The 26553-nt window shown below is 67.6% G+C and carries 26 protein-coding genes; 5 read left to right on the plus strand and 21 right to left on the minus strand.

Annotated features, from left to right (window positions below):
- Positions 1-194 precede the first annotated feature (194 nt).
- Together FHX42_RS21075 and eccCa are read right to left on the minus strand one after the other, a co-directional pair.
- Complete coding sequence (locus FHX42_RS21075) at positions 195-1991, minus strand: type VII secretion-associated protein (RefSeq protein WP_182546190.1); 1797 nt, start codon at positions 1989-1991, stop codon at positions 195-197.
- 197 nt (positions 1992-2188) lie between these two features.
- Entirely contained in the window at positions 2189-6235 is a 4047-nt protein-coding gene (gene eccCa / locus FHX42_RS21080; protein ID WP_182546191.1) for a type VII secretion protein EccCa, read from the minus strand.
- A gap of 302 nt (positions 6236-6537) precedes the next feature.
- On the opposite strand from eccCa, the gene eccD reads away from it, so the two are divergent.
- Both eccD and mycP read left to right on the plus strand, forming a co-directional pair.
- On the plus strand, positions 6538-7947 hold the full coding sequence (gene eccD, locus FHX42_RS21085; RefSeq protein WP_182546192.1) for a type VII secretion integral membrane protein EccD: 1410 nt from the start codon (positions 6538-6540) through the stop codon (positions 7945-7947).
- A gap of 11 nt (positions 7948-7958) precedes the next feature.
- Positions 7959-9377, plus strand: coding sequence for a type VII secretion-associated serine protease mycosin (gene mycP / locus FHX42_RS21090; protein ID WP_182546193.1), 1419 nt, complete (start codon positions 7959-7961; stop codon positions 9375-9377).
- A gap of 100 nt (positions 9378-9477) precedes the next feature.
- Here mycP and eccB read toward each other — a convergent pair whose 3' ends face one another.
- Positions 9478-11271 (minus strand): type VII secretion protein EccB, encoded by a 1794-nt coding sequence (gene eccB / locus FHX42_RS21095; protein ID WP_328796564.1) that lies wholly within the window; start codon positions 11269-11271, stop codon positions 9478-9480.
- 108 nt (positions 11272-11379) lie between these two features.
- Here eccB and eccE point away from each other — a divergent pair, with 108 nt between their 5' ends.
- Both eccE and FHX42_RS21105 read left to right on the plus strand, forming a co-directional pair.
- A complete protein-coding gene (gene eccE, locus FHX42_RS21100; protein ID WP_328796685.1) occupies positions 11380-12561 on the plus strand; it encodes a type VII secretion protein EccE in 1182 nt (393 codons plus the stop codon).
- Complete coding sequence (locus FHX42_RS21105; RefSeq protein ID WP_182546195.1) at positions 12558-13292, plus strand: hypothetical protein; 735 nt, start codon at positions 12558-12560, stop codon at positions 13290-13292. The genes eccE and FHX42_RS21105 overlap by 4 nt, the downstream gene beginning before the upstream one ends.
- A gap of 42 nt (positions 13293-13334) precedes the next feature.
- Here FHX42_RS21105 and FHX42_RS21110 read toward each other — a convergent pair whose 3' ends face one another.
- The 9 genes from FHX42_RS21110 to infA form a co-directional block, all read right to left on the minus strand.
- Positions 13335-14213, minus strand: a complete 879-nt coding sequence (locus FHX42_RS21110; protein WP_182546196.1) for a DUF559 domain-containing protein — start codon at positions 14211-14213, stop codon at positions 13335-13337.
- Positions 14214-14355: 142 nt separating this feature from the next.
- A complete protein-coding gene (truA, locus tag FHX42_RS21115; protein WP_235987716.1) occupies positions 14356-15192 on the minus strand; it encodes a tRNA pseudouridine(38-40) synthase TruA in 837 nt (278 codons plus the stop codon).
- A 65-nt stretch (positions 15193-15257) separates the two neighbouring features.
- Entirely contained in the window at positions 15258-15800 is a 543-nt protein-coding gene (rplQ, locus tag FHX42_RS21120) for a 50S ribosomal protein L17 (protein ID WP_182546197.1), read from the minus strand.
- 51 nt (positions 15801-15851) lie between these two features.
- Positions 15852-16967: a DNA-directed RNA polymerase subunit alpha gene (locus FHX42_RS21125; RefSeq protein ID WP_182546198.1), complete on the minus strand. Its 1116-nt coding sequence runs from the start codon at positions 16965-16967 to the stop codon at positions 15852-15854.
- A gap of 147 nt (positions 16968-17114) precedes the next feature.
- The gene (gene rpsD / locus FHX42_RS21130) at positions 17115-17720 is read right to left on the minus strand and encodes a 30S ribosomal protein S4 (RefSeq protein ID WP_182546199.1); all 606 of its coding nucleotides are present in this window, start codon (positions 17718-17720) and stop codon (positions 17115-17117) included.
- Between the two features lie 22 nt (positions 17721-17742).
- On the minus strand, positions 17743-18147 hold the full coding sequence (gene rpsK / locus FHX42_RS21135; RefSeq protein ID WP_182546200.1) for a 30S ribosomal protein S11: 405 nt from the start codon (positions 18145-18147) through the stop codon (positions 17743-17745).
- 25 nt (positions 18148-18172) lie between these two features.
- Positions 18173-18553 (minus strand): 30S ribosomal protein S13, encoded by a 381-nt coding sequence (gene rpsM / locus FHX42_RS21140; protein WP_182546201.1) that lies wholly within the window; start codon positions 18551-18553, stop codon positions 18173-18175.
- A 193-nt stretch (positions 18554-18746) separates the two neighbouring features.
- Complete coding sequence (gene rpmJ / locus FHX42_RS21145) at positions 18747-18860, minus strand: 50S ribosomal protein L36 (RefSeq protein WP_182546202.1); 114 nt, start codon at positions 18858-18860, stop codon at positions 18747-18749.
- A gap of 52 nt (positions 18861-18912) precedes the next feature.
- A complete protein-coding gene (infA, locus tag FHX42_RS21150) occupies positions 18913-19134 on the minus strand; it encodes a translation initiation factor IF-1 (RefSeq protein ID WP_089302347.1) in 222 nt (73 codons plus the stop codon).
- A gap of 437 nt (positions 19135-19571) precedes the next feature.
- On the opposite strand from infA, the gene FHX42_RS21155 reads away from it, so the two are divergent.
- Entirely contained in the window at positions 19572-20213 is a 642-nt protein-coding gene (locus FHX42_RS21155) for a class I SAM-dependent methyltransferase (protein WP_328796572.1), read from the plus strand.
- Between the two features lie 260 nt (positions 20214-20473).
- Here FHX42_RS21155 and map read toward each other — a convergent pair whose 3' ends face one another.
- The 9 genes from map to rpsH all read right to left on the minus strand — a co-directional run bounded on the left by map (position 20474) and on the right by rpsH (position 26337).
- Positions 20474-21265 (minus strand): type I methionyl aminopeptidase, encoded by a 792-nt coding sequence (gene map / locus FHX42_RS21160; RefSeq protein ID WP_182546203.1) that lies wholly within the window; start codon positions 21263-21265, stop codon positions 20474-20476.
- Between the two features lie 10 nt (positions 21266-21275).
- Complete coding sequence (locus FHX42_RS21165) at positions 21276-21830, minus strand: adenylate kinase (RefSeq protein ID WP_182546204.1); 555 nt, start codon at positions 21828-21830, stop codon at positions 21276-21278.
- 245 nt (positions 21831-22075) lie between these two features.
- Positions 22076-23386 (minus strand): preprotein translocase subunit SecY, encoded by a 1311-nt coding sequence (gene secY / locus FHX42_RS21170; RefSeq protein ID WP_182546205.1) that lies wholly within the window; start codon positions 23384-23386, stop codon positions 22076-22078.
- Between the two features lie 279 nt (positions 23387-23665).
- The gene (rplO, locus tag FHX42_RS21175; RefSeq protein ID WP_182546206.1) at positions 23666-24115 is read right to left on the minus strand and encodes a 50S ribosomal protein L15; all 450 of its coding nucleotides are present in this window, start codon (positions 24113-24115) and stop codon (positions 23666-23668) included.
- A gap of 3 nt (positions 24116-24118) precedes the next feature.
- Positions 24119-24301, minus strand: coding sequence for a 50S ribosomal protein L30 (gene rpmD, locus FHX42_RS21180; protein ID WP_182546207.1), 183 nt, complete (start codon positions 24299-24301; stop codon positions 24119-24121).
- Position 24302: 1 nt separating this feature from the next.
- Positions 24303-24920: a 30S ribosomal protein S5 gene (gene rpsE, locus FHX42_RS21185; RefSeq protein WP_182546208.1), complete on the minus strand. Its 618-nt coding sequence runs from the start codon at positions 24918-24920 to the stop codon at positions 24303-24305.
- Between the two features lie 65 nt (positions 24921-24985).
- The gene (gene rplR / locus FHX42_RS21190) at positions 24986-25384 is read right to left on the minus strand and encodes a 50S ribosomal protein L18 (protein WP_182546209.1); all 399 of its coding nucleotides are present in this window, start codon (positions 25382-25384) and stop codon (positions 24986-24988) included.
- A 2-nt stretch (positions 25385-25386) separates the two neighbouring features.
- Positions 25387-25926: a 50S ribosomal protein L6 gene (rplF, locus tag FHX42_RS21195; protein ID WP_182546210.1), complete on the minus strand. Its 540-nt coding sequence runs from the start codon at positions 25924-25926 to the stop codon at positions 25387-25389.
- A 12-nt stretch (positions 25927-25938) separates the two neighbouring features.
- Positions 25939-26337, minus strand: a complete 399-nt coding sequence (gene rpsH / locus FHX42_RS21200; RefSeq protein WP_182546211.1) for a 30S ribosomal protein S8 — start codon at positions 26335-26337, stop codon at positions 25939-25941.
- Positions 26338-26553 lie beyond the last annotated feature (216 nt).

Raw genomic sequence — 26553 nt, forward strand, 5'->3', positions numbered from 1 at the left:
CTTCTGACGCAAACAGTGCCATGCCCGGTTCCCCCCTGTCCCGGTTTTGTCCCGAACCGGTTGCGGATGTAAACACCGCGAACGGAACACGCAGGTCAGGGCATGATTTGCAGGTGCGAAAACTCGGGTGCACACCGAATCGCAACAACACTCCCGAAACCCCGAGGATCGCGCAGCTCCACAGTGGACGCTGCTCAGCCGGGGCGCAGCGAACTCACCACCCGCCGACAGGCCCGACGAATCCGCTCCGCGGCGTCCGGGGTGTGGCGGCAACCGACGCTGATCCGGGCATGTTTCTCGTGCAGGACGTACCAGTCCACAGTGGCCTCGGCGAGCCGCTCGCGGTAGTGGACCACGTCCTCGCCCGCGAATCGGGTGCGCGACTCGAACCCGGAGAGCCCCTGACCCGCGGCGATCTGCTGCTCGTAGTATCGCCGCAGCTCGGAAACGGAGCGTCCGCGCTCGGCCTCGACGTCGTAATCGAGCCTGCCCTTGCGCACCGAAACGTAGGAACCGCTCGACTTCGACGGGCTCACCCGGGTCTCCCACTTCGCGGGGTCTCCCCCGCCCTGGTGCCATCCCGCCGGGTAGTCGAAGTGGTAGCCGTAGCGGGAGGTGTGCCGGGTCTCGGCCCGCGCCCGGCCACCGCCCTCGGCATTCATGATCAGCGCGATGCTCGCGCCGACCGCGAGCAGTGCCACCAGTCCGGCCACGAGAACCCAGATCCCACGACCTCGTCGCCGGGCGGGGGCCGTCACCTGCCGCGTCGGTTCGCTGCCGCCGATGACGATCGTCGACGCCCGGCTCAGCGAGTCGGTCGCGCTCGCGGAACCGTGCGGCTCCGGACGCGGAGCAGCACGGGCTGCGTTCGGGCGGGACGGCGCGGCGGGGGTGCTCCCGGTGGGTGGCAGGCCTCCGGTCCGCTCCGGATCCAGCCGCACCGCGCGGAGGGCACCGCGGGCGACCACCGTCTCCGGCTGGTCCAGCGTGGTCGGTACGACACCGGTACGTTGGTGGATCAGCCGGGAGATCATCGGGATGCGGCTCGATCCGCCCACCAGGAACACCCCGGACAACCGGTCGCGACCGACCTCGCCCTCGCGCAGCGTGGCAGGCACCAGGTCCGCGGCGGCGGACAGCCGCTCGGAGATCAGCCGCTCCAGGTCGGACCTGGTGACGTGCGCGTCGGAGAACGGCGACGGCATCGGCACGTCGGTGTAGCTGTGCCGCGAGAGCGTCTCCTTGGCTCCCTTCACGTCCTGGCGCAGTACCCGTCTGCGGCGCCGTTCGGCCATCTCGCGGCCCTCCACCAGCTGACGCCAGGACCGCTGATCGGCGGCCGGGACGAGACCGCCGACGTGGTCGAGCAGCGCCTGGTCGATGTCGGCGCCTCCGAAGTGCGGATCACCACGGGTGGCCAGCACGCGGAAGGTCCGTCCCTGCTTGCGGACCACGCTGGCGTCGACCGTGCCGCCACCGAGGTCGAGGACCGCGAGCGCGCCACCGTCCGGGAGACCGTGACCCGCCGAGTGGAACACCGCGGCTCCCACCGGCTCAGGCACCATGACCAGTTCCCTGGCCAGATTCGTCGCGGCGTGACGCAGTTCGCGCACCCGCATCGATCCCCAGTCCGCGGGGTGGGTCAGCACCAACAGGTCGACCCCGGCTCCGGCCGCGTACCTGCGGGCCTCACCGACCGCCCTGCGCAGCACCGTGCCGATCACGTCGCCGACCCGCAGCACGCTGTCTCCCAGCAGCAGTTCACCCTCGTCGATACGTCGCTTGGGGTGCGGCTCGAAACGCGCCGGGTCCACGGCGGCCTGCCGTTCGGCTTCCTGCCCGACGAACAGCGTGCCGTCGGCGGCGGCGAACACCGCGGAGGGGATCAGGGGCGAGCCGTCGATCACCACCACCTGTGGTTCGCCTCCGTCGACGGAGACCACAGTGCAGGTACTCGACGTACCGAAGTCGACCGAGACGTGCAGGGGCACAGGCCACTCCTTCGTCGCCCGTCGAGGACGGTGCCGCCCTCGACGTCGTCTTCCGTGCGCTCCCGCCCGAAATACGGCGCGAGCGTGGAAACAGTGTGCCTTCGGTCGTGCGAGAAGAGTGATCGGGGTGTCGACGATTTCGCGTGAAACCGTCGACACCCCGATCACGGGTGTTCCTCACGGGCCGACCCCGCCCCTCATTCCTGCGGGATGTAGGCGGTTTGGATGAGCTGGGGCCCACCGCGGAGGCTGCGACTGACGAGGGTGCCGCGGCCGGGGGGCAGGGGCCGGGATTTGATGTTGCCGACGAGTTGACCGTCGTCCTTGTTGGCGCTCATGGCCAGCCCCGGTGCCGAAGCCTCGCGCATCTTGCCGATGACGGGTTCGAACAGGGCGCGGCTGCCGCCGCCGGAGTTGCGGGCGGCGACGATGTGCAGACCGACGTCGCTGGCCTGGGGGATGTAGGAGGCCAACGGTTCCAGGGGGTTGTTGCCCTGGGGTGCGACGAGTTCGTAGTCGTCGACGACGACGAAGACCTCGGGGCCGGACCACCAGGTGCGGTTTTTGAGTTGTTCCTGGGTCACGTCGGGACCGGGCAGGCGCTTCTTGAGCACGTTGCCGACGTCGGCGACGTTGCTCTTGAGCTGATCGGCGCTGACGGCGTATTCCAGCAGGTGGTCGGTGTCCAGAAAGCCGATCATGGTGCGGCGGTAGTCGACCAGCAGGATCTGGGCCTCCTGCGGGGTGTAGCGGGTCATGATGCCGCGCACGATGGTGCGCAACAACGAGGTCTTGCCCGCCTCCCGCTCGGCGAAGGCGTAGAAGTGCGGCTCGTTGGCGAAGTCCAGGTACACCGGGTGCAGCCCGTCCTCGTTGATGCCGATCGGCACCAGCTTCGGCCGGGGCTGCTGCTCCGGCGTGGGCAGCTGGGCGTGCTCGAGCACGTCCGGCAACAACCGCACCTGCGGCGCCGGCGGGCCGGACCAATTCGCGCGGATCCTGTTGACCAGGTCGGCCACCCCGTCGGACAGGTCCTCGTTGTAGGCCGCCCACCCGACCCGGTCGGCCAGGTTCTCACTGTCCACCCGCGGCATCGCGGTCAGGAAGTGCAACTTCGTCGGATGCAGGCCCCGGCCGGGCCGGCCCGAGGGCACGTTGACCGCGACCTTGCGGTCGATCTCGGACTCGCTGGGATCACCCAGCCGCAACTCGAACCGCGTGCCGATCAGATCCTTCAACGCCGGTCGGATCTCGGCCCACCGGTTGGCCGAGACGAACACGTGCACCCCGAACGTCAGCCCCTGGGCGGCCAGGTCGAGCACGTCCTGCTCCAACGACTCGAACTCGTTGCGGAACGCCCCCCACCCGTCGACGACCAGGAACACGTCCCCGTACGCGTCCTCGGTGACCTCACCACGACGCTTGCGGTTGCGGAAATCGCCCATCGAATCGACGGCCAACTCCTGGAACCGCGCCTCCCGCTCGGCGATGAGGTCCTTGAGCTCGGCGACAGTGCGCCGCACCGTGTCCGGATCGCGCCTGCTGCCGAATCCACCCACGTGCGGCAGGTTCTGCAACGCCGCCATCGACCCACCACCCAGGTCCACGCAGTAGAACTGCACTTCCTGGGGCGTGTGCGTCAACGCCATCGACGTGATCATCGCGCGGAACAGGTTCGACTTGCCCGACTGCGGACCCCCGACCACGGCACCGTGCCCGTTGGCACCACCCAGATCCACCATCATCTGGTCCTGCCGCTGCTGATACGGCATGTCGATGATCCCCACCGGGACCTGCAACTTGCCCGAGCCCACATAGCCCGCCGACGAGTACCCACGATCCTCCGTGGCCTCCAACGGCGGCAACAACGTGTCCAGCGTCGGCGGCGCGTCCAACGGCGGCAACCACACCTTGTGCGCGGGTGGCCCCTGCCCCTGAACCTTGCGGATCACGAGCTGGAAGTCCGTGGGCGCCCGGACGTCCCCGTCCTCGCCCTTGGCCTCGGCGGCGGGTTCCGGTTCCGGCTCCGGGACGGGTTCGAGCTCGGGCTCCTGGGGCATCTCCACGTAGTCCGGGATGAAGAAGCGCGGGCGCTTCTCCCCGGTGACCGGCGATGCCGCCACGGTGCGACGGCGTCCGGTGCCCTGGTGCAGGTGTCCGGACACGAAGGCGGCGCGGAAGCGCTCCATGCCCTCCGGGTGCTTGATGTAACCGTGCCCACCGGTGGAGGGCAGGTCGGCCGCGTCGGGCACGCCGATGGCCGAACGCGACTCGGCGGCGTTGAAAGTCTTCAGACCGATCCGGTAGGACAGGTGCGACTCCAGACCGCGCAGCTTGCCCTCCTCCAGGCGCTGCGAGGCCAGCAGCAGGTGCACCTGCAACGAACGCCCGAGTCGACCGATCATGGTGAACAGCTCGGAGAACTCCGGCTTCGTCGTCAGCAGCTCGGAGAACTCGTCGACCACGACGAACAGGGCGGGCAGCGGATCCAGTTCGGCACCGGCCTGACGCATGTCCTCGTAGTCCCAGACGTTCTTGGCGCCCGCCTTGTTCAGCACCTCCTGGCGCCGGTTCATCTCCCCGGCCAGCGCGTCCTGCATCCGGTCGACCTGGGTCAGGTCGTCGGCGAGGTTGGTGATCGTGGCCGACACGTGCGGGGCGTTCTCGAACCCGTTGAACGTCGCACCACCCTTGAAGTCCACCAGCACGAAGTTCAGCGCCGTGGAGGAGTGCGTGGCCAGCAGGCCCAGCACGATGGTGCGCAGGAACTCCGACTTACCGGAACCGGTGGAGCCGATGCACAGCCCGTGCGGACCCATGCCTCCGGAGGCGGTCTCCTTGATGTCCAGCGAGACGGTCTCGCCGTTCTCGCCCGGCCCGATGGCCACTTTGTAGCGTTCCTCGACCGGACGCGGCCGCCACGCCTCGTTGAGGTCGAAGCTCATCGGGTCGCCGCTGAGGCCGAGCTGCTCGATGTAGTTCTGCGAGGTGGTCAACGGCTCCTGGCCGGCCGTGTCGGCCTCGACCTGCGCCGTCCCCCCGGTCCGGTAGGGCGCGAGCTGCCGGGCCAGCGCGGTGGCCTCGACCTTGGTCATCGAGTCGGGTTCACCGAACCACTCGATGCCGGAGTTGCCGCGCGCGCCGATGCGGCCCGGCTCCACGACCATGCGCATCCCGCGCTTGGTGGTGATGGCTCCCAGCGCGTCGGAGAGGTCGATCATGGTCACGCCGCCCATGCCGCCCTCGAGGATGAGCTGCTCCTCGCGGCTGATCTCGGCGTCGTCGATCACGATCACGATGTGCGGCATCCCCTCCGGGGGCGCACTGTTGCGGCTGAACCGCGGCCTGCCCTCGAACTGGTCGGCCAGCATCTCCTCGACCGCGCGCAGCGAACCGGCCATCAGGCGCTGCGAACCGATACCGTCGCTGAGCTCGGGATGCTGCGCGTGCGGCAGCCACTTGATCCACTCCCACTCCGAGCGGGTACGGCCGCCGCTGGCCACGGCGATGATGACGTCGTCGGGAGTGTGGAACGTGGCGAGCTGGGCGATGATGGCGCGCGCCAGCCCCCGGCACTCCTCCTTGTCACCCTGGAGCCCGAATCCGGCGAAGCCGCGCAGCGACGTCGCCACGGGCAGGCCGGAAACCAGCGAGTGCGCGCGCACGAAGCGACGCAGGGCCAACGTGGTGATCGGCTCCAGCTCGTCGACCGGGCCGGTCTGCGGTGGCACGAGGCGGGTTTCCAGCCGTTGGGAGCCGAGACCGACCCGCACTTGGCAGAAGTCGCTGTCGCCGGGGCGACGTTCCCACATCCGGCGGCTGGTGGTGATGGACCACAGCGTCTGCGGTTCGGGATGCATCCAGGTGCGCGCCAACCGCTGCTCGTCGGCGGCCTCCCGAGCGCGGTCGCGCATCTGGCCGAGGTAACGCAGGTAGTCCTTGCGGTCCTCGTTCATCTCGGCCTTGCTCTGGCCACCGCCCTGGCCACCGCCCGCCATCATGCCGACGGTCGAGACGAGCATCATCATCGGCATCATCATCATCATCGGGTTGCTTCTCGCCCGCTGAAGCATGAAGACCATCATGCCGAGCGAAGCGACGATCATGACTACCGGAAGGAACTTCTGGACGATATTTCCCGGCACCGCACGCGGAATCTCGGGCGGAGCCTCGAGGTGAACCTCTCCGCCCGGTGGCCGCGGAGCGGACATGCGTGGGTGTCGCTTGAACTTCAGCGTGCTCACCGGACGCAGCACCCTTCCATGTCGAGTGGCTTTCGATCGCAGGCAGCATTCTGTCCTGCCGGCGACACCGGTGACGCGGGGGTAGGGCGTTCGAGGCTTGCCGTGGCCCACCGAATATGAACTAGTAGGCACGAGTTCGACCATTCCCACCCCGGACGGAGACCGGCAGGGCCATACTAGGGGCGCCCGATCCCCGAGTGGGCCGTTTTCAACGAAAACGTTCCGTCTTGGTTGGATCGGACCGCTCACACACACGACCCAAGGCATGCACTTGCACGAGAACAAGGGAGTAGGGGGCCCAAGTGGCGACCGGGACCACGGTGTTCAGCCGCGTGACGGTGGTGGCGCCGAAGACTCGTATCGATCTGGCGCTGCCCTCCGACGTCTCGGTGGCGGACCTGCTACCGATGCTGCTGGACATGGCGCACGAGGGCAGTCCGGACGGCGGGGCACGACACGGCGGGTGGTGCCTGGCCAAGTTGGGCGACGCACCACTGGACACCAGCCAGACACTGGCCTCACTGGGCATTGTCGACGGTGACATGCTGCAACTGCGGCGCAGGTCCGACGATCCGCCGCCACCGCTCTACGACGACGTCGTCGACGCGCTGGCCGAAGCCGAACCGGGCAGTTATCGCCCGTGGACCAAGGAGACGGCCGCGCGGATCGGTCACACGGCCGGTGCGCTCGCACTGATCGCCTCCGCGGTCGCGCTGGGCATCGCCGCGGCTCCACAAGGGATCATCTACCAGATCATCGCCGCCGTCGCCGGAATGGTGGTGGCGATCTTCGCCACCGGGGTCGGTGCGATCGTGACCAGGGCCTACGGGGCCTCCACCACGGGCACGGTGATCGCCGCGGCGGGCGGACTGCCGATGGCCTTCGTCTCCGGGCTCAACATCGTGCCCGGAGACAAGCTGGAACCGGCACTACTACTGGCCAGCGCCCTGACGCTGATCTTCTCGTCGGTCTCGATCATGGTGATCGGGTCCGGCATCGTGGTCTTCATCGGCGCGGCGACCGTGTCCCTGTTCGCGACCCTGGCCTGTGTCGTCGCGACCCTGGTGGGTCCCGTCGCGACTCCGGCCGGAGTCGCCGCCGGGGCCGCCGCCGTCGGCCTCGCGGGGATCTCGATGCTGCCACGCGTGACCATCCAGCTCGCCAAACTGCCGCTGCCGCACGTGCCGGGCAGCTCCGAGGACCTCAAGGAGGAAAACGACTCCCCGGACTACCGGGAGATCGAGCGTCAGTCCGGTCTGGCCCACCAGTACATGACCGGCATGATCGTGGGCTGCGGTGTGACCGCCGCCCTGGGTTCGGTCATCGCCGCCAGCGCCCCGAACGTCTGGGGGCCGCTGCTGGCCATCGTCGTTTCCGCCGTGCTGCTGCTGCGTGGTCGCAACTACGCCAACGGCAGCCAGGCGGTCGCCCTGCTGTCCAGCGGCCTGCTCGCCGCGCTCGGGGTGACCGTGGGCCTGCTGGCCACCTCCCCGTCGCTGGTGCTGCTGGCCTGGGTGTTCTGGCCGCTGATGCTGCTCGGTGCCGCATCGCTCATGTTCGGCGTGGTCTTCCCGAACCGGAGGTTCTCACCGGTGCAGCGACGCACGGTCGACATTCTCGAAGCCGTCCTGATCGCGCTGGTGCTGCCGCTGGCGCTGGGCGTGATGGACGTCTACATGACCATCCGCGACCTCAACATCAACCTTTTCTAGAGGAAAGCGGTATGCGTTCCACCTTGCGCTCCGGCGGGCCGCGGCACGCCCTGGCCCTGGCGGCCACGGTCGGGATCGTCGCCCTGTGCGGCCCCGTGCCCCAGGCCGCCGCGGCTCCCGCCGAGAACCCTGACCTCAACATCACGCCACCACCGGTGGATCCGAGCAAACCGGCTCCTTCCGGTGAGCTCGCCGTTCGTCCCGAGTACGAGAAGCAACACGCCTGCATGGCCGGCAGCAAGGGCACGCCGACCATCGAGGAAGTGCCGTGGAGCCAGCGGGTCCTCGGTTTCGAACGCGCCCACGCCAACGGGATCACGGGCGAGAACCAGACGGTCGCGGTCATCGACACCGGGGTGAACCAGCACCCACGCCTGGACCAGCTCACCCCCGGCGGCAGCAGCGTGTCGGGTGGGGCTCTCAAGGACTGCGACGGGCACGGCACGATCGTGGCCGGGATCATCGCGGCCTCTTCGACGCCGGACACCGGCTACGTCGGCATCGCGCCGGACAGCAACATCCTCTCGATTCGCCAGCAGTCCGCCGTGTACCAGAAACCGGACAGCGGTGAAACGGTCGGCAACACCCTGACGATGGCGAAGGCGATCCGGTCGGCCACCGACCAGGGCGCCAATGTGATCAACATCTCGCAGTCGTCCTGCCAGCCGATCGCCACCGCGGTGGGGCGACGAGGCAATCCACAGCTCCACGCGGCGGTCAAGTACGCCTACGAGCGGGACACCGTCGTCGTGGCGGCGGCGGGCAACACCGGGAAGAAGTGCCAGAAGAATTCGCCCGGCAACCCGAGCACGGCCGTGCTCCCCGCCTGGTTCGACAAGTACGTGCTGACCGTGGCCTCGGTGAACCAGCAGGGTGCGCCGTCGAAGTTCACCGTGCCCGGTCCGTGGGTGGACGTGGCAGCACCGGGCGAGGACCTCGTCGCCATCGATCCCGGTGTGGACGGCGACGGACTCGTCAACCGCGTGAGCCCGGACCCGAACGGCCAGCCGCAGCCCGTCCAGGGCACCAGCTTCGCCGCGCCCTACGTCTCGGGGCTGGCCGCACTGATCCAGGAGAAGTTCCGGGAACAGGGCGATCCGCTGACCGCCGGAGAGGTCATCACCCGGATCGAGCAGACGGCCATGAACCCCGGTGCGGGCAACGACATCATCGGGCACGGCATGATCGATCCGATGGCCGCGCTCAACGACGTGATCCCCGCCGAGCACAACGCGGCGGCAGGTCCCGCCGAGCAACGGCAGCTCGAAGCCGCCGTGTTCCCCGACAGGAACTGGGCCGCGGTCGCGGTCGCCTTCGGCGGAACCGTCGGCGGTCTGGCCACAGTGGTCTTCACGGCGTTCCTCGTCAACGCCGTGCGCAAGGTCCGCGCCCGCCAGGAAGGTGAGACCCAGTCCAAGCTGCGGCTGTAGCGACCTTCCGGAACCCACGCGCCGAAACGACGATCCGCCCGCACTCTCCTCGGAGGGTGCGGGCGGATCGTCTCGGACGCGACGAGCGGGCGCCTGCGACTCAGCTACCGGCGGACGCCGCTCCCGCGGCCTGCGCGTTCTCCTTCTTCGGCGGGCGGTTCACCCCGGAACCCTTTTCCACGGGAACGCTGTCATAGACGCGGCTGGCCCGGCTCGGATCCAGCATCGCCCCAGCGGGAAGCGCCGTCAGGACAGCGGGCGGAGCCATCTTGATGTCGCCGGAACCGTTGATCACGCCGAGGCCCTTGGCCGTGGCCACGTCCTTGACGGGGTACACGACACCGCGGTCGGAGACCAGTGAGATCGTGCCGCTGTCACCGCCGTTCGCGGTCGTCGTGCTGTGCACCACCGCGGCCTTGCCCGGAGGCATGTAGAAGAAGTCCACCCTCGGACCGGAGTCGTCGAACTGCGCCAGCTTGACCGGGGAGTGATCCGTCGGGGAACCGTCGTTCAGCGTCACCGTGATCCGCCGCTTATCCTCCTCGGCACTCCAGCTCAGGCACGACGTGCTCGACTCCTGGAACGACACCGGCTGCGGCACCGCCAGCGGGAAGTGCCCCACGTTCAACCCCTCGGCGGCGCTCACGTCGGGAACGTCGGTGAGCCTGCCGGTCGCGTTCGGGATTTCCTTGCTGGTGTTCCTGGCGGCGTGCAGGACCGCGGCCGCACCGCGCGAGATCCGCTGCTTGCCCCCGTTCGCCAGCACGAAGTACTCGTCGTCGGAACCTGGAACGGTCCGGCGGACCACGTTACCGAGCTGGTAGTCGCCCGAGTTCATGTAGTCGGCCGTTCCGGTCGGCAATGTCGGAACGTCCAACGGGGCCACGCTGGGAATCGCGTTGAGCATGTTCGTACTGATCGTACGAGGAATCGCGCTCTTCAGACCGTACATCTCCATCACGGCCTCTTCGCTCTCGCGCACACGCGCCTTCACCGTGCGCGTACCCGGACGATTCTCCATCTGCACCCGATAGACCAGGTACTTGTTCTCACTGCTCTGGTCCTGCACGTAGAGACCCTGCTTCGGCCCGAGTTCGGGACCGGGCTTGCTCGACCCGCCGAGGACCGTGGTCGTCACCTCGGTCGATGACTGGGCCTGCGCGTCGTTGAGCCGGGTGTTGACGTCACCGACGTCGCAGATCGCCCACTTCGAAGCGATGGTCTTGTCCGCGCTGGGCAGGAATCCCGGAGCGTTCGGCATCCCCGTCATCGGTCCACGGGGGACCTGGGCCAACGCCGACTGCTGCACCGTCGTGGTCTTGATCCGTTGACCCCGGTAGTCGCCGCTCTTGGCCATGACCAGCAGTTTCGCCGACGCCATGTTCAGCATCGGAATCAACCGCTTCTTCGCCCTGTCGTCCTTGGTCACGACGTAGACACTGCCGCTCTCCTTGGCTATGACGACGGAGCCCGGCTTGGGAACAGAGCCCTGACCGCCGAAAAGGCCCCAGACCAGGAAACCGATCATGCCTACGCAGGCGATGATGGCTCCCGCGATGGTCGCGCGCTTGTGCGATCCCAGCGGATCGTGCAGCATCACGGCGTCCTTGCGGGCCAGTGCCGACTCCATGCGTCGGATGACGAACTTGTACGCCTGGACTTGTGACTTCGTTGTGGGTGTTGATGCCATTCTTCGCCTACAGCTCTCCCGTCCGAGGTACCGTTCAGCAGGGTAGCCGGAGAAGGGCACCGCGTGGGTACGGTTCGACCGACTCAGTTGCGCATTCTCTTCGATCGGTTGCCGCGAACGACACTCGCCTGCACCCACGAGCGGGTGCGCCGCACCTACCTGCGAGGGGGAGAGACCGAACGGATGTCCGTGACCACGCAACATCCGGCCCAGCCCAAAAACTCCGGGGCCGCCGGCACCGAATCCGCCACTCCACGGAAGCGGATCCACGCGCGACGACGCACGATCGGCGCGAGCCTCGGGGCGTTCCCCGTGGCCAACCTCGTCGTCATCGAGATCGGCCTCGCCGCCGGGCTGATCCTCGTCGCCTTCAACCAGACCTGGTGGCCGGTGTCCGCGGGCATCGCCGGTCTCGCGCTCATCATCGCGCTGCTGCGACGCCGCGGACGCTGGCTCACCCAGTGGTTCGGGCTGGTGCTGGAGTACCAGAGCCGCAACCACACGCGCGTGGCCGATCCCGTCACCCCCGGCAGCACCGACGGCGGTGACCAGAACGGCGACGGCGTCATCGGGCCGGACGAGAACCACCGGGTCTCCCTGCTGCGACTGGCCGTGCCGGACCTGGTGGTCGCGCACGGTCAGGACCACGACCGCAACCCCGTCGGAATGGCCTTCAACGAGGGCACGTGGACGGCGGTACTCATGGTCGAACCCACGCCGTCGTTGCTCAACGAGATCGGCAGCGCACCCAATCTTCCCCTCGGGGCGCTCACACCGTGTCTGGAGGACCGCGGCGTGGTGCTGGACACCATCCAGGTGATCTGGCACTGCTACCCCGGCAGTGCGGCGCTGCCGTCCGACTCGCCCGCGCTGAACTCCTACATGGAGGTCCTGGGGCCGCTTCCCGCTGCTGCCCGCCGAACCACCTGGGTCGCCGTGCGGCTCGACCCGCAACACTCCGCGAAGGCCGTCGGCGAGCGCGGTGGCGGTGTCGTCGGCGCGCACCGCGCGCTGATCGGCGCGCTGTCGCGTGTGCGTAGTGCACTGGACCAGCAGGGTGTTCCGACGCGGCCGCTCGACCCGGACGAGCTCCTCCAGGCCGGGATCGCCTCGGCGGAACTTCAGTCCGTTCTGGGGTCACAGCGCCAGGTCGGGCTCAAGGAGCGCTGGGACGGTGTCACAGCGGGCGGTGTCGGCCACTCCAGTTACGCGATCACCGGCTGGCCCAACCAGATGAGCCACAGCCTCAACGCGCTGACCGGTGTCCGCGCCCTGTCCTCCACCATCGCCATGTCGATCTCTCCGGTGGGTGAGGACGGTGCTGTCGGGTTGCGCGGGCTCGTGCGCGTCAGCGCCAGGACTCCCGGTGAACTCGAAGCCGCCGACGAGCGACTGCAAACCATCAGCAACCGCCTCGGACTGACTCTGACCCCGCTACGCGGCCTGCAACTGGCAGGGTTCACCGCGACGCTGCCGCTGGGAGGTGCGGCATGAGCCGAACCAGGACACTGGACACACCGGGCAGCACCCGGGGAGCGGCTCCGGAGTTCCTCGTCTCGCCCGAAACCCTCGACGCGGTCAGTCCGTCCGGGGACCGCGGTGGCATGATCATCGGGTCCGGGCCGAAGGGTGAACCGCTCGGCACGTCGATCCTGCGGCCACAACCGACCCGGATGGCCACGGTCGGCGGGCTCTACCTCGCCCGGCAGATCGCGCTGCGCGCGATGGCCACCGGTGCGTGGGTGATCGTGGCGACCGGACGGCCGGCGGCGTGGAAGGTGCTGGAGCAGGCCGCGGGGCAGACCCCGGACGGGAATCAGGTGCCGCTGGCCCAGATTCGGCGCCTCACCCCGTTCGACCTTCCTCGGTCCACCGAGGACGCACCACTGCTGGTCATCCACGACGGCGGCGCCGTGCCTCAGGAGCTCTTCCCGCCGCGCTCACCGTGGCAGACCACGATGTACATCCTTCCCTACCTGCACCCCCAGGCGGGCAACGGTACGGCCGTCAACACCGCGGACCTGGTGCTGTTGCAGCGGCTACCGCTGAACCAGGCGCAGCTCGCAGGGCGTATCTGGTACCTGCAACCGCCCCAGGTACAGCAACTCACCACGTTGCAGGACGATGCCGTGATCGCGTTGGGCAACATGGTCTGGACACCGATCCAACTCGTCACCAAGCAGCGCGAGCAGGAGATCCTCGGTCCCGTCCGCCGCGGCGACTGACCGCTCGGGTTTCACGATTTTCCCTAAAGTTGTGGCACAACTTTAGGGAAAATCGTGCGCCCGACGCGTGACCGCCGCACGAACCTCGTCCACGACCCCGGCCAAGTCCCCGTACAACCGCTCGCTCGTCACCACGATGACGTGCCATCCGTGAGCACGCAGCCACGCCAGCCGATGCTGGTCCCGCCGAAAGCGCTCCGGATCACCGTGCCATGCACCGTCGTACTCGACGACGACCTTCTCCCGTTCGAAGCCCAGATCCGCGCGGAGCGGGGCACCGAACTCTCCCGGAATCTCCAACTGGGGCCGCGGTCTCAACCCCGCCAGCACCAGTGCCACCCGGAGAACGGACTCCGGTACCGACTCCGCACGTTCGTCGAGCAGTTCCGCCCCTTGTCGAGCACGCACGATGCCGTGATCGTGCCGCCCTTGCAGGAACGCTCTGATGTCCTCCGGTGACAGCAGGCCAGCGTGCAGAAGTGCGTCACAGTACGCCACACCTTGATACAAGCCGTTCCGTGCGAGCAGATCGAGAGCGGTTCGCTCGAGCGTGGCCAGCCGGATCCGTGACCAAAGAAGCGACTCCGACGGAGAGTTCCGGACATCCCAGCTGCGGACGCCGTGGACGCGCTTACAACCGCCAACGATCACTTCCACGGGATCGAAGGGACGAGCGAGCGCGACTCCGTACAGCGTCGCCGCCGACCGTCCCGTGATGACGGCGTACTCCGGCAGTCTCAGCGCAGCTGCCGAGCAGCGCCGCACATGCGTCGACGGCTTCTCGGCGAGCGAGTAGACCCCCTGGATAACTCGCCGATACTCGGGGCTCTTCAGATCGTTGTCGTCCAATCCCGCCGACAGAGCTTCGGCGCGAGTGAACAGACCCGCGCTGTCGTTGGGCGTGATCCGCGCAAGTGGCATGGCCCCAGTCTTGCGATCCTGGTTCCGTCACCGCGAGAACGATTTCACGTCCTGTGGATGACTCGGGCTCCTATGGATGAATTACGCGTCGGGGTTTCACGATTTTCCCTAAAGTTGTGGCACAACTTTAGGGAAAATCGGCTCACCCCAGCGAACGGCGGGCTCGGGCCTGGGTGGCGCGGGCGGCGAGATCGACGTCGCGGGGGTAGTCGATGCCGACGAGGGCAAGGCCGTGGGCGGGCGCGACGGTGCTGGTACGCACCCCTTCGCGGAGCAGGTCGGCGGGCCAGTCCGGTTCGCGGCGTCCGTCACCGACCATGAGCAGCGAGCCGACGAGGCTGCGCACCATCGAGTGGCAGAAAGCGTCGGCCTCCAACCGCGCGACGAGCAGATGCTCCTCGACGCGTTCCCACGAGAACCGCTGCAGTTCACGGATCGTCGTGGCACCCTCGCGCGGTTTGCAGAACGCGGCGAAGTCGTTGAGCCCCAGTAGTTCCCGCGCCGCCTCGTTGAGTCGGTCCACGTCCAGCGGCCGATTCCAGGGCAGCGTGTCCCGACGGCGCAACGGATCCACGCCCCACGGCGCGTCGGAAACCTGGTAGCGGTAGTACCTGCGCAATGCCGAGAACCGGGCATCGAACCCCTCCGGTGCTACGCGCGCCCCCAGCACACGCACGTCCCCCGGCAAGATCCGGTTCCAGCGGTGGCACAGCCGCTCCAGGTCCGGGATGCCGTGATCGTCGACGGGCAACCTTCCCCCCTCGCCGGGGCCGAAGGGGTCCACGTCGACGTGCACCACCTGGCGGTGAGCGTGCACCCCCGCGTCGGTGCGTCCGGCCACGACCACCGAACGCGGAGCCCGCCGCCCCGGCGGCTGCTTCCACAGCGCGTCCTCGATCAGGCCCTGGACCGTACGCAGCCCCGGCTGCTTGGCCCAGCCGGAGAAATCGGTGCCGTCGTAGCGGACATCCAGGCGCAACCGAACGAACCCGCCCTCCCCGGAGGAAGCGACGGGTTCGTCGGTACTGCTGCTGTCGGCAGGAGTCAGGACTGGTCCTTGTTCTCGTCCTCGGACTCCGAGCCGACCTCGGGAGTGGTCGGTGCGGCTTCACCGGCGGCCGTTTCGTCGGACACCGACTCGTCACCGACACTGCCCGCGGTCGACTGCTGCGCGGACTCGTCCTTGGCGAACTTGGTTCCGCGAGCGGCCTCCGCCTCGGCGGTGGCGGTCTTCTCGTTCACGAGCTCGATCACGGCCATCTGGGCGTTGTCGCCCTTGCGCGGCATGGTCTTGACGACGCGCGTGTAGCCACCGTTGCGGTCGGCGAAGAACGGGCCGATCTCGGCGAAGAGCTTGTGCACGACATCCTTGTCACGGACGGTCTTCATGACCTCCCGCCGGTTGTGCAGGTCGCCCTTCTTGCTCTTGGTGATCAGGCGCTCGGCGAGCGGCCGCAGCCGTTTCGCCTTCGCCTCGGTGGTCGTGATCCGCCCGTGCTCGAACAGCGATGTGGCCAGGTTGGCCAGCATCAGCCGCTCGTGGGACGGCGACCCGCCGAGGCGCGCTCCCTTGGTCGGGGTGGGCATCGGATTGCTCCTCTCAAGGCGCGGAGCGTCGAAAACCTCCGCGCACCACAGCTACAGCTGCTCTGTCTCCGCGTAGTCCTGACCGTCGTCGTAGCCGTTGTCGTAACCCGCGGTCTCGTAACCCGCGGTCTCGTAGCCACCGGAGTAGTCGCCCAGGCCACCGACCTCGTCCTCGTCGGCGAAGTGGTCCGCCGGGTACTCGGCAGCGGCCGCGGTCGGGTCGAACCCGGGCGGGCTGTCCTTGAGCGACAGACCCAGACCGACGAGCTTCAACTTGACCTCGTCGATGGACTTCGCACCGAAGTTGCGAATGTCCAGCAGGTCGGCCTCGCTGCGCGAAACCAGCTCACCGACGGTGTGGATGCCCTCCCGCTTGAGGCAGTTGTACGAGCGCACCGTCAGGTCGAGGTCCTCGATCGGCATGGCGTAGGCCGCGATGGTGTCGGCCTCCGCCGGCGACGGACCGATCTCGATGCCCTCGGCGTCGACGTTGAGCTCGCGGGCCAACCCGAACAGCTCCACCAGGGTGCGACCTGCCGAAGCCACCGCGTCGCGGGCGGTGATCGAGGGCTTGGTCTCCACGTCCAGGATCAGCCGGTCGAAGTCCGTGCGCTGCTCGACACGGGTGGCCTCGACCTTGTAGGTCACCTTCAGCACCGGGGAGTAGATCGAGTCCACCGGGATCCGGCCGATCTCGGCGCCGGCCTGCTTGTTCTGCACCGCCGGGACGTAACCGCGACCGCGCTCGACCACGAGCTCGATCTCCAGCTTGCCCTTGCCGTTGAGGGTGGCGATGTGCAGGTCGGGGTTGTGCACGGTCACACCGGCCGGCGGAACGATGTCGGCCGCGGTGACCTCACCCGGCCCCTGCTTGCGCAGGTACATCGTGACCGGCTCGTCCTCCTCGGAGCTGACCACGAGCTCCTTGAGGTTCAGGATGACGTCGGTGACGTCCTCCTTCACGCCCGGGATCGTGGTGAACTCGTGGAGCACACCGTCGATGCGCAGGCTGGTCACGGCCGCACCCGGGATCGAGGAGAGCAGGGTACGACGCAGCGAGTTCCCGAGGGTGTACCCGAAACCCGGCTCCAGCGGTTCGATGGTGAACCGGGAACGGGTCTCCGAGACGGACTCCTCGGACAGTGAGGGTCGCTGGGAGATGAGCACTGTCGTTTCCTTTCCGCACGGCGCCCGCCATATGACGCCGAATGGATGGCGTGCCCGCGGACGATCGCGGGCGGGCCGGCGGTGCATCCGGCACCGCCGACCGAACTGCCACCGGGGACGGCCGGCAGGGCCGCCCCCGGGGAAGCGTCACTTCGAGTAGAGCTCGACGATGAGCTGCTCGGTGACCGGTGTGTCGATCTGGGCCCGCTCGGGGAGCTGGTGCACCAGCACCCTCAGCGTCGAGGGCACGACCTGCAGCCAAGCCGGTACCGGCCGCTCGCCGAGGGTCTCCTTGGCGATGATGAACGGCGTCATCTTCTGCGACTTCGGCCGCACGTCGATGATGTCGAACTTCGTCACCTGGTAGCTCGGGATGTCGACCCGGTGACCGTTGACCAGGAAGTGCCCGTGGTTGACGAGCTGACGGGCCTGCCGACGCGTGCGCGCCAGTCCCGCGCGGTACACCACGTTGTCCAACCGCGACTCCAGCAGCTGCAACAGGTTGTCACCCGTCTTGCCGGGACGCCGGTTGGCCTCCTTGTAGTAGTTCAGGAACTGGCGTTCCATGATGCCGTAGGTGAACCGAGCCTTCTGCTTCTCCTGGGTCTGCAGCAGGTACTCGGTCTCCTTGACCCGGCCGCGGCCGTGCTGGCCCGGCGGGTAGGGACGGCGCTCGAACGCCTGGTCACCGCCGATGAGATCGACCTTGAGACGGCGGGACTTGCGGGTCGCTGGACCGGTGTAACGGGCCATGTCTGCCTACTCCTTCCCCGCGTCAGACCCGGCGCCGCTTGGGCGGGCGGCAACCGTTGTGCGGCTGTGGGGTGACGTCCTGGATCGTGCCGACCTCGAGGCCGGCCGCCTGCAGCGAGCGGATCGCCGTCTCCCGACCCGAGCCCGGGCCCTTGACGAAGACGTCGACCTTCTTCATGCCGTGCTCGGCGGCGTTGCGGGCCGCGTTCTCCGCTGCCATCTGCGCGGCGAACGGGGTGGACTTGCGCGAGCCCTTGAACCCGACGTGGCCGGCGGAGGCCCAGCTGATCACCGCACCGGTGGTGTCGGTCAGCGAGACGATCGTGTTGTTGAACGTGCTCTTGATGTGGGCTTGCCCATGAGCAACGTTCTTCTTCTCCTTGCGCCGGACCTTCTTGACGGCCCCGGCGCGACTCTTCGGTGGCATGTTTGTCGTGGTCTCCTAGCGAGGCTTACTTGCGTCCGGCCTTCTTCTTGCCGGCGACCGTCTTCTTCGGCCCCTTGCGGGTGCGAGCGTTGGTCTTGGTCCGCTGACCGTTCAACGGCAGGTGACGGCGGTGACGCTGCCCCTGGTAGGACCCGATTTCGATCTTCCGGCGGATGTCGGCCTGGACCTCGCGACGGAGGTCACCCTCTACCCGGTAGTTGTTCTCGACGTGCTCACGCAGTGCGGCGAGCTGATCGTCGCCGAGATCCTTGGCGCGCGTGTCGAACGAAATGTCCGTGGCGGCCAGAATCCGCTTCGAGCTACTACGACCGATGCCGTAGACATACGTCAGCGCCACCTCCATCCGCTTGTCGCGGGGGAGGTCAACGCCAGCGAGCCTTGCCATTAGGCAGGTTCTCCTCACTCGTTGATCCAGGTCTGCTCCCTGACCGTCCCCGCAACCCACGAACCGGCCGAAGGCCGGATTTCGAGGGCGACGGAGCCCCGGCCTGGAATCCGGGGGTCAACCGGCTCGCCTCACAAGCCGGCAGGTTCCAGGGAGGTCCCTTGTCGTTGTACGTCGTCCGCGACGCCGTCCGTCAGCCCTGACGTTGCTTGTGGCGCTGGTTGGTGCAGATCACCAGTACGCGCCCGTGGCGACGGATAATCTGGCAGGTGTCGCAGATCTTTTTCACACTTGGCTGGACCTTCACGGTCGTGCTCTCCTGTTAGGACGCGTGTCCGGTCTCCCGAACACCGTGGAGGTCACTTGTAGCGGTAGACAATGCGCCCACGGGAGAGGTCGTAGGGAGACAGCTCCACGACGACCTTGTCCTCGGGCAGGATGCGGATATAGTGCTGGCGCATCTTGCCACTGATGTGAGCCAGGACCTGGTGGCCATTCTCCAACTCGACACGGAACATCGCGTTGGGGAGCGGCTCGATCACCCGACCCTCGACCTCAATGGCCCCGTCCTTCTTGCCCATGTCCTCCGCGTTTCGTGACGGTGACAGTTTGTCTGGCCGCCGACACCGAAGACCGGCGTCGAAGGCGAGCTCACTCGCGAACCGGTCCGAACACGGCTGGACAGCCGCCGACGCGATAGCCTCGGCGGCGTACCGCAAGAAACCGGTGAACCGGCACCGGAGTCCTACGGGAGTCCCGTGGGAATCCCACGGGCACGCAGGCGGTGCGGGACCGGAGTACGGACCGGCGCGACGAGTGCGCCGTTGCTCCAGTGTACGCCCGCCGGTAACCGCCTTGCACAGGCACCCTGCGACATTCGGTGCAGGCGGTGAAGCGGCCCGATGAGAGGCCTCGCACATCGCGCGGATTCGTGAATGCGGATATCTTGCCGTCAACGGCCTCGGCCTCGGCCTCGACCGACGGCCGGGCGGACCGGCGACCATCGACGAGGAGAAGCGTGAACGCCGAGCAGGACCACGCGCCGCACAGCCGAAGTAGGCCGTTCGGGGCGGGAATATTGGACGAATACCGCACTTTCCTACACACGGCGCTCCGGCACCCCACCATGGTCGGCGCGGCCACCCCCACCTCGAGCGCCGTGGCGGCCACGGTCGCGCAGGTCGTTCCGAGCATCGGGGAACCGGTCGTGGTGGAGCTCGGCCCCGGGACCGGCTCGCTCAGCGGCGCCATCAGTACACGGCTTCCCGCCGGGGCCCGTCACATCGGTGTCGAGCTCGGCGAGGAGCTCGTCGAGCACCTGCGCACCCACCAACCGGGAATGGAAATCGTACACGGTGACGCGGGGGACCTGCTCGTGTTGCTGGACAAGCTCGGGGTGCACCGGGTCGACGCGATCATCAGCAGCATCCCGTGGTCACTGCTGGTCGACGACACCCGGCTGCACATCCTGCGCCAGTGCACCGAGGTGCTCGCGCCCCACGGCGCCTTCACCGCACTGAGCTACCTGTCCGCGCGGTGTTCCGGGAGCGGCAAGCACTTCCACCAGCAGCTCGAAACGACCTTCGACGAAGTGCTCACGCACACGACCTGGCTGAACTTCCCCCCGCTCATGCACTACATCTGCCGCCGCCCGATCTAGGAGGAGATACGGATCCTGGCTCGCGTAGCGGATCGGACGGGTAACCTCGCTCCGCTTTTCACAAGTGGCGAACCCGCCCGCATCACGTAACCAACCGGCACCGGACGGGGGACTCTCAGTCATCGCCTCGCGAGAACGCCCCTCGCGGAGGCGCTGCGCGCCGCAGCGCCTCCGCGAGGGGCGGTGGCCGGGTTACGGGCGGGGCCCGCCTGAGGTTCCGCCGCCCGACCGGCTACGCGAGGTCGACCAGCGGACAGCGATCACTCTTCGGGGGCGGTGAGGACCCAGGGGCCGTCTTCCGTGATCGCCACGGTGTGCTCCCAGTGCGCCGCCCTGGTGCCGTCGGCGGTCACCACGGTCCACTCGTCGTCGAGTTCCTCGGTCTCGGTCGTGCCCAGGGTCAGCATCGGCTCCACGGCCAGGGCCATCCCGACCTTGAGCTTCGGCCCCTTGCCCGGCTTGCCGAGGTTGGGCAGGAACGGCTCCATGTGCATCCTGGTGCCGATCCCGTGCCCGCCGTACTCGGCGATGATGCCGTAGTCGACGCCGTCGGTCGTCATCGAGTCCCGCGCGGCCATTTCCACCGCGTGCGAGATGTCGGTCAGCCGATTACCGGCACGGACCTCGCCGATACCGGCCCACATGGAGTGCTTGACGGCCTCGGACAGCGCCCGGTGCCGCGGATCGGTCTCCCCCACCAGCAGGGTCACCGCCGAGTCACCGTGCCAGCCGTCGAGGATCGCCCCGCAGTCCACCGAAACCAGGTCGCCCTCGGCCAGGACCTCCCCTCGCGAGGGGATCCCGTGCACCACCTTCTCGTTGACCGAGGTGCAGATCGAGGCCGGGAACCCGTGGTAGCCCTTGAACGAGGGCGTCCCGTCCGCGTCCCGGATCACCTGATCGGCCGCCTCGTTGAGCTCGGCGGTGCTGACCCCGGGCCGCGCCAGGTCGGCGACCTCGTTCAGGGCGCGGGCGACCAGCAGTCCGGCCGCCCGCATCGCCTGGATCTCCCCGGGCGTCTTGACCTCGATGCCCTTCCCACGTCGCAGCACGGCACCCACCTCAGGCGCGGGCGCGCAGGGCTTCGAGGGTTCGCTCGGTGATCTCGGAAACGCTGCCCACCGCGTTGATCGGGATCACCTTGCCCTGGTAGTACTCCAGCAGCGGCGCGGTCTCCGAGTCGTAGACGGCCAGCCTGCGGCGGATGAGGTCCTCGGTGTCGTCCGAGCGGCCCCGCTCCAGCAGTCGGCGCACCAGCTCGTCGCGGGAGACGTCGAAGCGCAGCACGGCGGTCAGCTCCATACCGTTCTCGGCGAGGATGCCGCTGAGCACGTCGGCCTGGGGGGTGGTGCGCGGGAAACCGTCGAGCAGGAAACCCTCACGTGCGTCCGGCTCGGCCAGCCGCTGGCGCACCATCTCGTTGGTGATCTCGTCCGGGACCAGTTCCCCGGCATCCAGGTAGCTCTTGGCCTGGCGCCCCAGGGGGGTCGCGTTGTCGATGTTCGCCCGAAACAGGTCTCCGCTGGAGATGTGGGGGACCGCGAGCTGTTCGCTCAGCACGGCCGCTTGGGTGCCCTTGCCCGCACCGGGCGGGCCAACGAGAACCAATCGCACCAAGGGTCTGCCTCCGAATCATTCTGGTGGCGTGGGCCACCGTTGTCGGGCGCTTCCAGCACGCCTGCCGTCACCCACCACCACGGACGGGCGCCCGTCTCGGGGTTGCCGGCACAGTGTCGTACGGGCTGGACCGTAGCCGACCATTGCCGTATCCGACGCCCGCCGCTCCACACTGTGGGACGACCGAAGTCGTGGGCGGCACTGTCGGATGGGCGACGGACATCGTCGCCTCTGACCGCCCGAGTCTACCGGAGAAAGCCCTCGTAATTGCGCTGCGTGAGTTGACTCTCGACCTGCTTGACGGTGTCCAGCCCGACGTTGACCATGATCAGAACTGCGGTACCGCCGAACGGGAACTGCTGGCCACCCCCCTGACCACCGGTCAGTCCGAGGAAGAAGTTCGGCAGCACGGCGATGATGCCCAGGTACAACGCACCGGGCAACGTGATCCTGGAGAGCACGAAGCTGAGGTACTCGGCGGTCGGACGCCCCGGGCGGATGCCCGGGATGAACCCGCCGAACTTCTTCATCTCGTCCGCCCGCTCCTCGGGGTTGAACGTGATCGAGACGTAGAAGTAGGCGAAGAAAATGATCATCGCCATGTACAGCAGGATGTGCACCCAGCTGGACGGGGACACGATGTAGGTCTGGATGAAGCGGGCCCACCAGGTGTTCTGGTTCCCGGCCAACTGTCCCAGCAGCTGCGGCAGGTACAGCAGCGAGGAACCGAAGATCACCGGGATCACACCGGCCTGGTTGACCTTCAGCGGCAGGTAGGTCGAGGTGCCGCCGTACATGCGGCGTCCGATCATCCGCTTGGCGTACTGCACCGGAATCCGGCGCTGCGCCTGCTCGATGAACACCACGCTGGCGATGATGGCCAACCCGAACACGCACACCACGGTGAAGACCAGACCACCCTTGGTGTTCAGGATGTTACCACCCTGCGAGGGGATCCGGGCCGCGATGGAAGTGAAGATGAGCAGCGACATACCGTTGCCGATACCGCGCTCGGTGATCAGCTCGCCCATCCACATCAGCAGGCTGGCGCCCGCGGTCATCACGACGACGATCGTGACCAGATTGAGGATCGAGCTGTCCGGAATGACCTCCATGGTGCAGCCCTGGAACAGTTGCCCGCGTACGGCCAGCGCCACGATTCCGGTCGCCTGGAGCACCGCGAGCGCGATCGTCAGGTACCGGGTGTACTGGGTCAGCGTGGCTTGTCCGGACTGCCCTTCCTTCTTCAACTGCTCGAAGCGGGGAATGACCACCTGAAGCAGCTGAATGATGATGCTCGCGGTGATGTAGGGCATGATGCCCAGCGACAACACCGAAAGCTGCAGCAGTGCCCCGCCACTGAACAGGTTCAACAGCGAGAAGACGCTCTGCGAGCCGCCCTGCATCTGTTCGAAGCACTTCTGCACGTTCGGGTAGGAAACCCCCGGTGAGGGGATCGTGGCACCGAGGCGGTACAACACGACCATCCCGAGCGTGAACAGAATTTTGCGGCGCAGGTCAGGCGTCGTCAGAGCCGAGCGGAAGGCGCCGAGCACGCAGACCTCCTGTGCACATGCCGGCTCTCACCGGCCGGGTCGGTGGCCGACTCACTGAAGTCGCCCACAACATGGAATGACGCGGCAACGCCTCTCGGCACTACCACTGCCGGGAGGACTCTAACAGCCCCCACCCGCGATGGCCGCAACCTCCCTGCTAACGAGGTGACAACGAGTCACGCACCCGTTGCCACGCGCGATCACCACAAGCCCGTGACCAGGCCCCGACATGCGTCGGGGCCGGCCGACGCGAACGTCGACCGGCCCCGAGAGCCGCCGTCAGCGGGAGTGCTTGGTGGCACTCCCCCCGGCCGCTGTGATCTTCTCCTGGGCGCTGCCGGTGAACGCGTGCGCGGTCACGTCGAGCTTGACGCCCTCCAGGTCCCCGTCGCCGAGGACCTTGACCCGTTCGCCCTTCTTGACCAACCCGGACGAGATCAGCTCGTCGAGGCCGACGGTGCCGCCCTCCGGGAAGGCCTGCGCGAGCCTGCCGATGTTGATGCCTTGGTACTCGACGCGGTTGCGGTTCTTGAAACCACGCAGCTTCGGCAGCCGCATCTGCAACGGCATCTGCCCGCCCTCGAAGCGGGGCGAGACCGTCTTCCGTGCCCTGGTGCCCTTGGTGCCGCGACCGGCGGTCTTGCCCTTGGACGCCTCACCACGGCCCACGCGAACCCTGTCGCGGTTGGAGCCGGCAGCGGGTTGCAGGTCGTGAATCTTGATGACCATGCTCTACTCGACCTCCTCGACCTCGACCAGGTGGCCGACGGCGTTGACCAGGCCACGCACGGAGCGGTTGTCCTTACGGACGACCGACTGGTCGATCCTGTGCAGACCCAGAGTGCGCATGGTTTCCCGCTGGTTCGGCTTGGTGCCGGCCAGGCCGCGCGTCTGGGTGATCTTCAACTGTGCCATCTCAGACCCCCTGTTCCGCACGCTGCCGCAGCATCCGCGTCGGAGCGACGTCCTCCAGCGGCAGACCGCGGCGGGCCGCGACCTCCTCGGGACGCTGCAACTGCCTCAGCGCCGTGATCGTGGCCTGCACGATGTTCAACGAGTTGTCGCTGCCCAACGACTTCGTCAGCACATCGTGCACACCCGCGCACTCCAGCACCGCACGCACCGGACCACCGGCGATAACACCGGTACCGGCACTGGCCGGACGCAGCAGCACCACACCCGCGGCGTCCTCACCCTGAACCGGGTGCGTGATCGTGCCGGCGACGCGCGGAACGCGGAAGAAGTTCTTCTTCGCCTCCTCGACGCCCTTGGCGATCGCCGAGGGGACCTCCTTGGCCTTGCCGTAACCGACACCGACCAGGCCGTCCCCGTCACCGCAGACGACCAGCGCGGTGAAGCTGAACCGCCGGCCGCCCTTGACGACCTTGGCGACTCGGTTGATGGTCACGACACGTTCGAACTGCGGGGACTTTTCTTGGGCCGCCCCGCCACGGCCACCGTCGCGGCGATCCTTGCGGTCTTTGTTGCTACCGCTGGACTCCGAACCGCCGTCACGCCGAGTGCGTCCAGGCATCAGGCGTCCCTTCCGTTACGTGCTGTCACCAGCTGAGCGGCGACAATGTCGTTGTTGCGCACTTGTCAGAACTCCAGACCGCCCTCACGAGCGGCGTCGGCCAGTGCGGCCACCCGCCCGTGATAGGCGTTGCCGCCACGGTCGAACACGACCTTGTCGACCCCGGCGTTCGTGGCACGAGCGGCGACGAGCTCCCCGACCTTGGCGGCCTTGGCCTTCTTGTCGCCCTCGAACGTGCGGAACTCGTCCTCGTGGGAGGACCCGGCCGCCAGCGTGTGACCTGCGACGTCGTCGACAACCTGCGCGACGATGTGCCGCGAGGAGCGGAAGACGGACAACCGCGGACGTTGCGGCGTGCCGCTGATCTTCTTGCGGATCCGGGTCTGGCGGTTGGCACGGGCCTGCCGACGCACGGTCGAGATGCCCTTGCCCACTGGCTGCTTGTTGGCTGTGGTCTCGCTCATGGTCACTTACCCGTCTTCCCGACCTTGCGGCGGATGTTCTCACCCGCGTACCGCACACCCTTGCCCTTGTACGGGTCGGGGCGGCGCAGCTTGCGGATCTTGGCGGCCACCTCGCCGACCAGCTGCTTGTCGATGCCCTTGACCGACAGCTTGCCCGGCCCCTCGGTGGCGAACTCGATACCCTGCGGCGGCTCGACGACGACAGGGTGGCTGTAGCCGAGTGCGAATTCCAGAGTCGTGCCCTTGAGCTGGACCCGGTAACCCACGCCCTGGATCTCGAGGTCCCGCTGGTAGCCCTGGCTGACACCCAGCACCATGTTGTTGACCAAGCTCCGCGAGAGCCCGTGCAACGAACGGCTCCGCCGCTCGTCGTCGGGCCGGCTGACCAGAATGGCCCCGTCCGAGTCCTGCTCGACCGTGATGGGCTCGGAAATCCGCTGCTGGAGTGTGCCCTTCGGGCCCTGAACCGTGACCGCCTGGCCGTCGATGGTCACCTCGACGCCGGAGGGCACGGTGATCGGCAGCTTCCCGATGCGCGACATGCCGTTCCTCCCTTACCAAACGTAGGCGAGGACTTCCCCGCCCACGCCCTTTTTCATGGCCTGACGGTCGGTCATCAGGCCGCCCGACGTCGAAATGATGGCAATGCCCAGTCCACCGAGAACCTTCGGCAGGTTCGTGGACTTCGCGTACACCCGCAAACCGGGCTTGGACACGCGGCGCAGCCCTGCGATGCTCTTCTCACGGTTCTGGCCGTACTTGAGCTCGACGATCAGGTTCTTGCTCTTCTCGCCGTCCTCCGTGCGGGAACCGGAGACGTAGCCCTCGCGCTGCAGCATGTCCGCGATATTGGCTTTGATCTTGGAGTGCGGCATCACGATCTCGTCGTGATAAGCCCGACTCCCGTTGCGCAGACGCGTAAGCATGTCTGCGATCGGATCGGTCATCGTCATGGTGACCTTGCTAACCTTTCTCGTCCGGTTCCGATGGATCCCGACGCCCCTGGTCTGGATCCTGGCCTGGACGAAGTCGGGGTCTTCGCCTGCCGTGGGGCAGGCCGTGTTCTTCGAGCGAGCGCTGACTCCTGCGCGCGATGATCGGTAGGACCGTCGGCTGCGAACCACACCTGCGAACCCACATCCGCGAACCACACCGCCGACCCGACGAGC

It is taken from the genome of Halosaccharopolyspora lacisalsi, assembly GCF_014137975.1.
Classification (GTDB): domain Bacteria; phylum Actinomycetota; class Actinomycetes; order Mycobacteriales; family Pseudonocardiaceae; genus Halosaccharopolyspora; species Halosaccharopolyspora lacisalsi.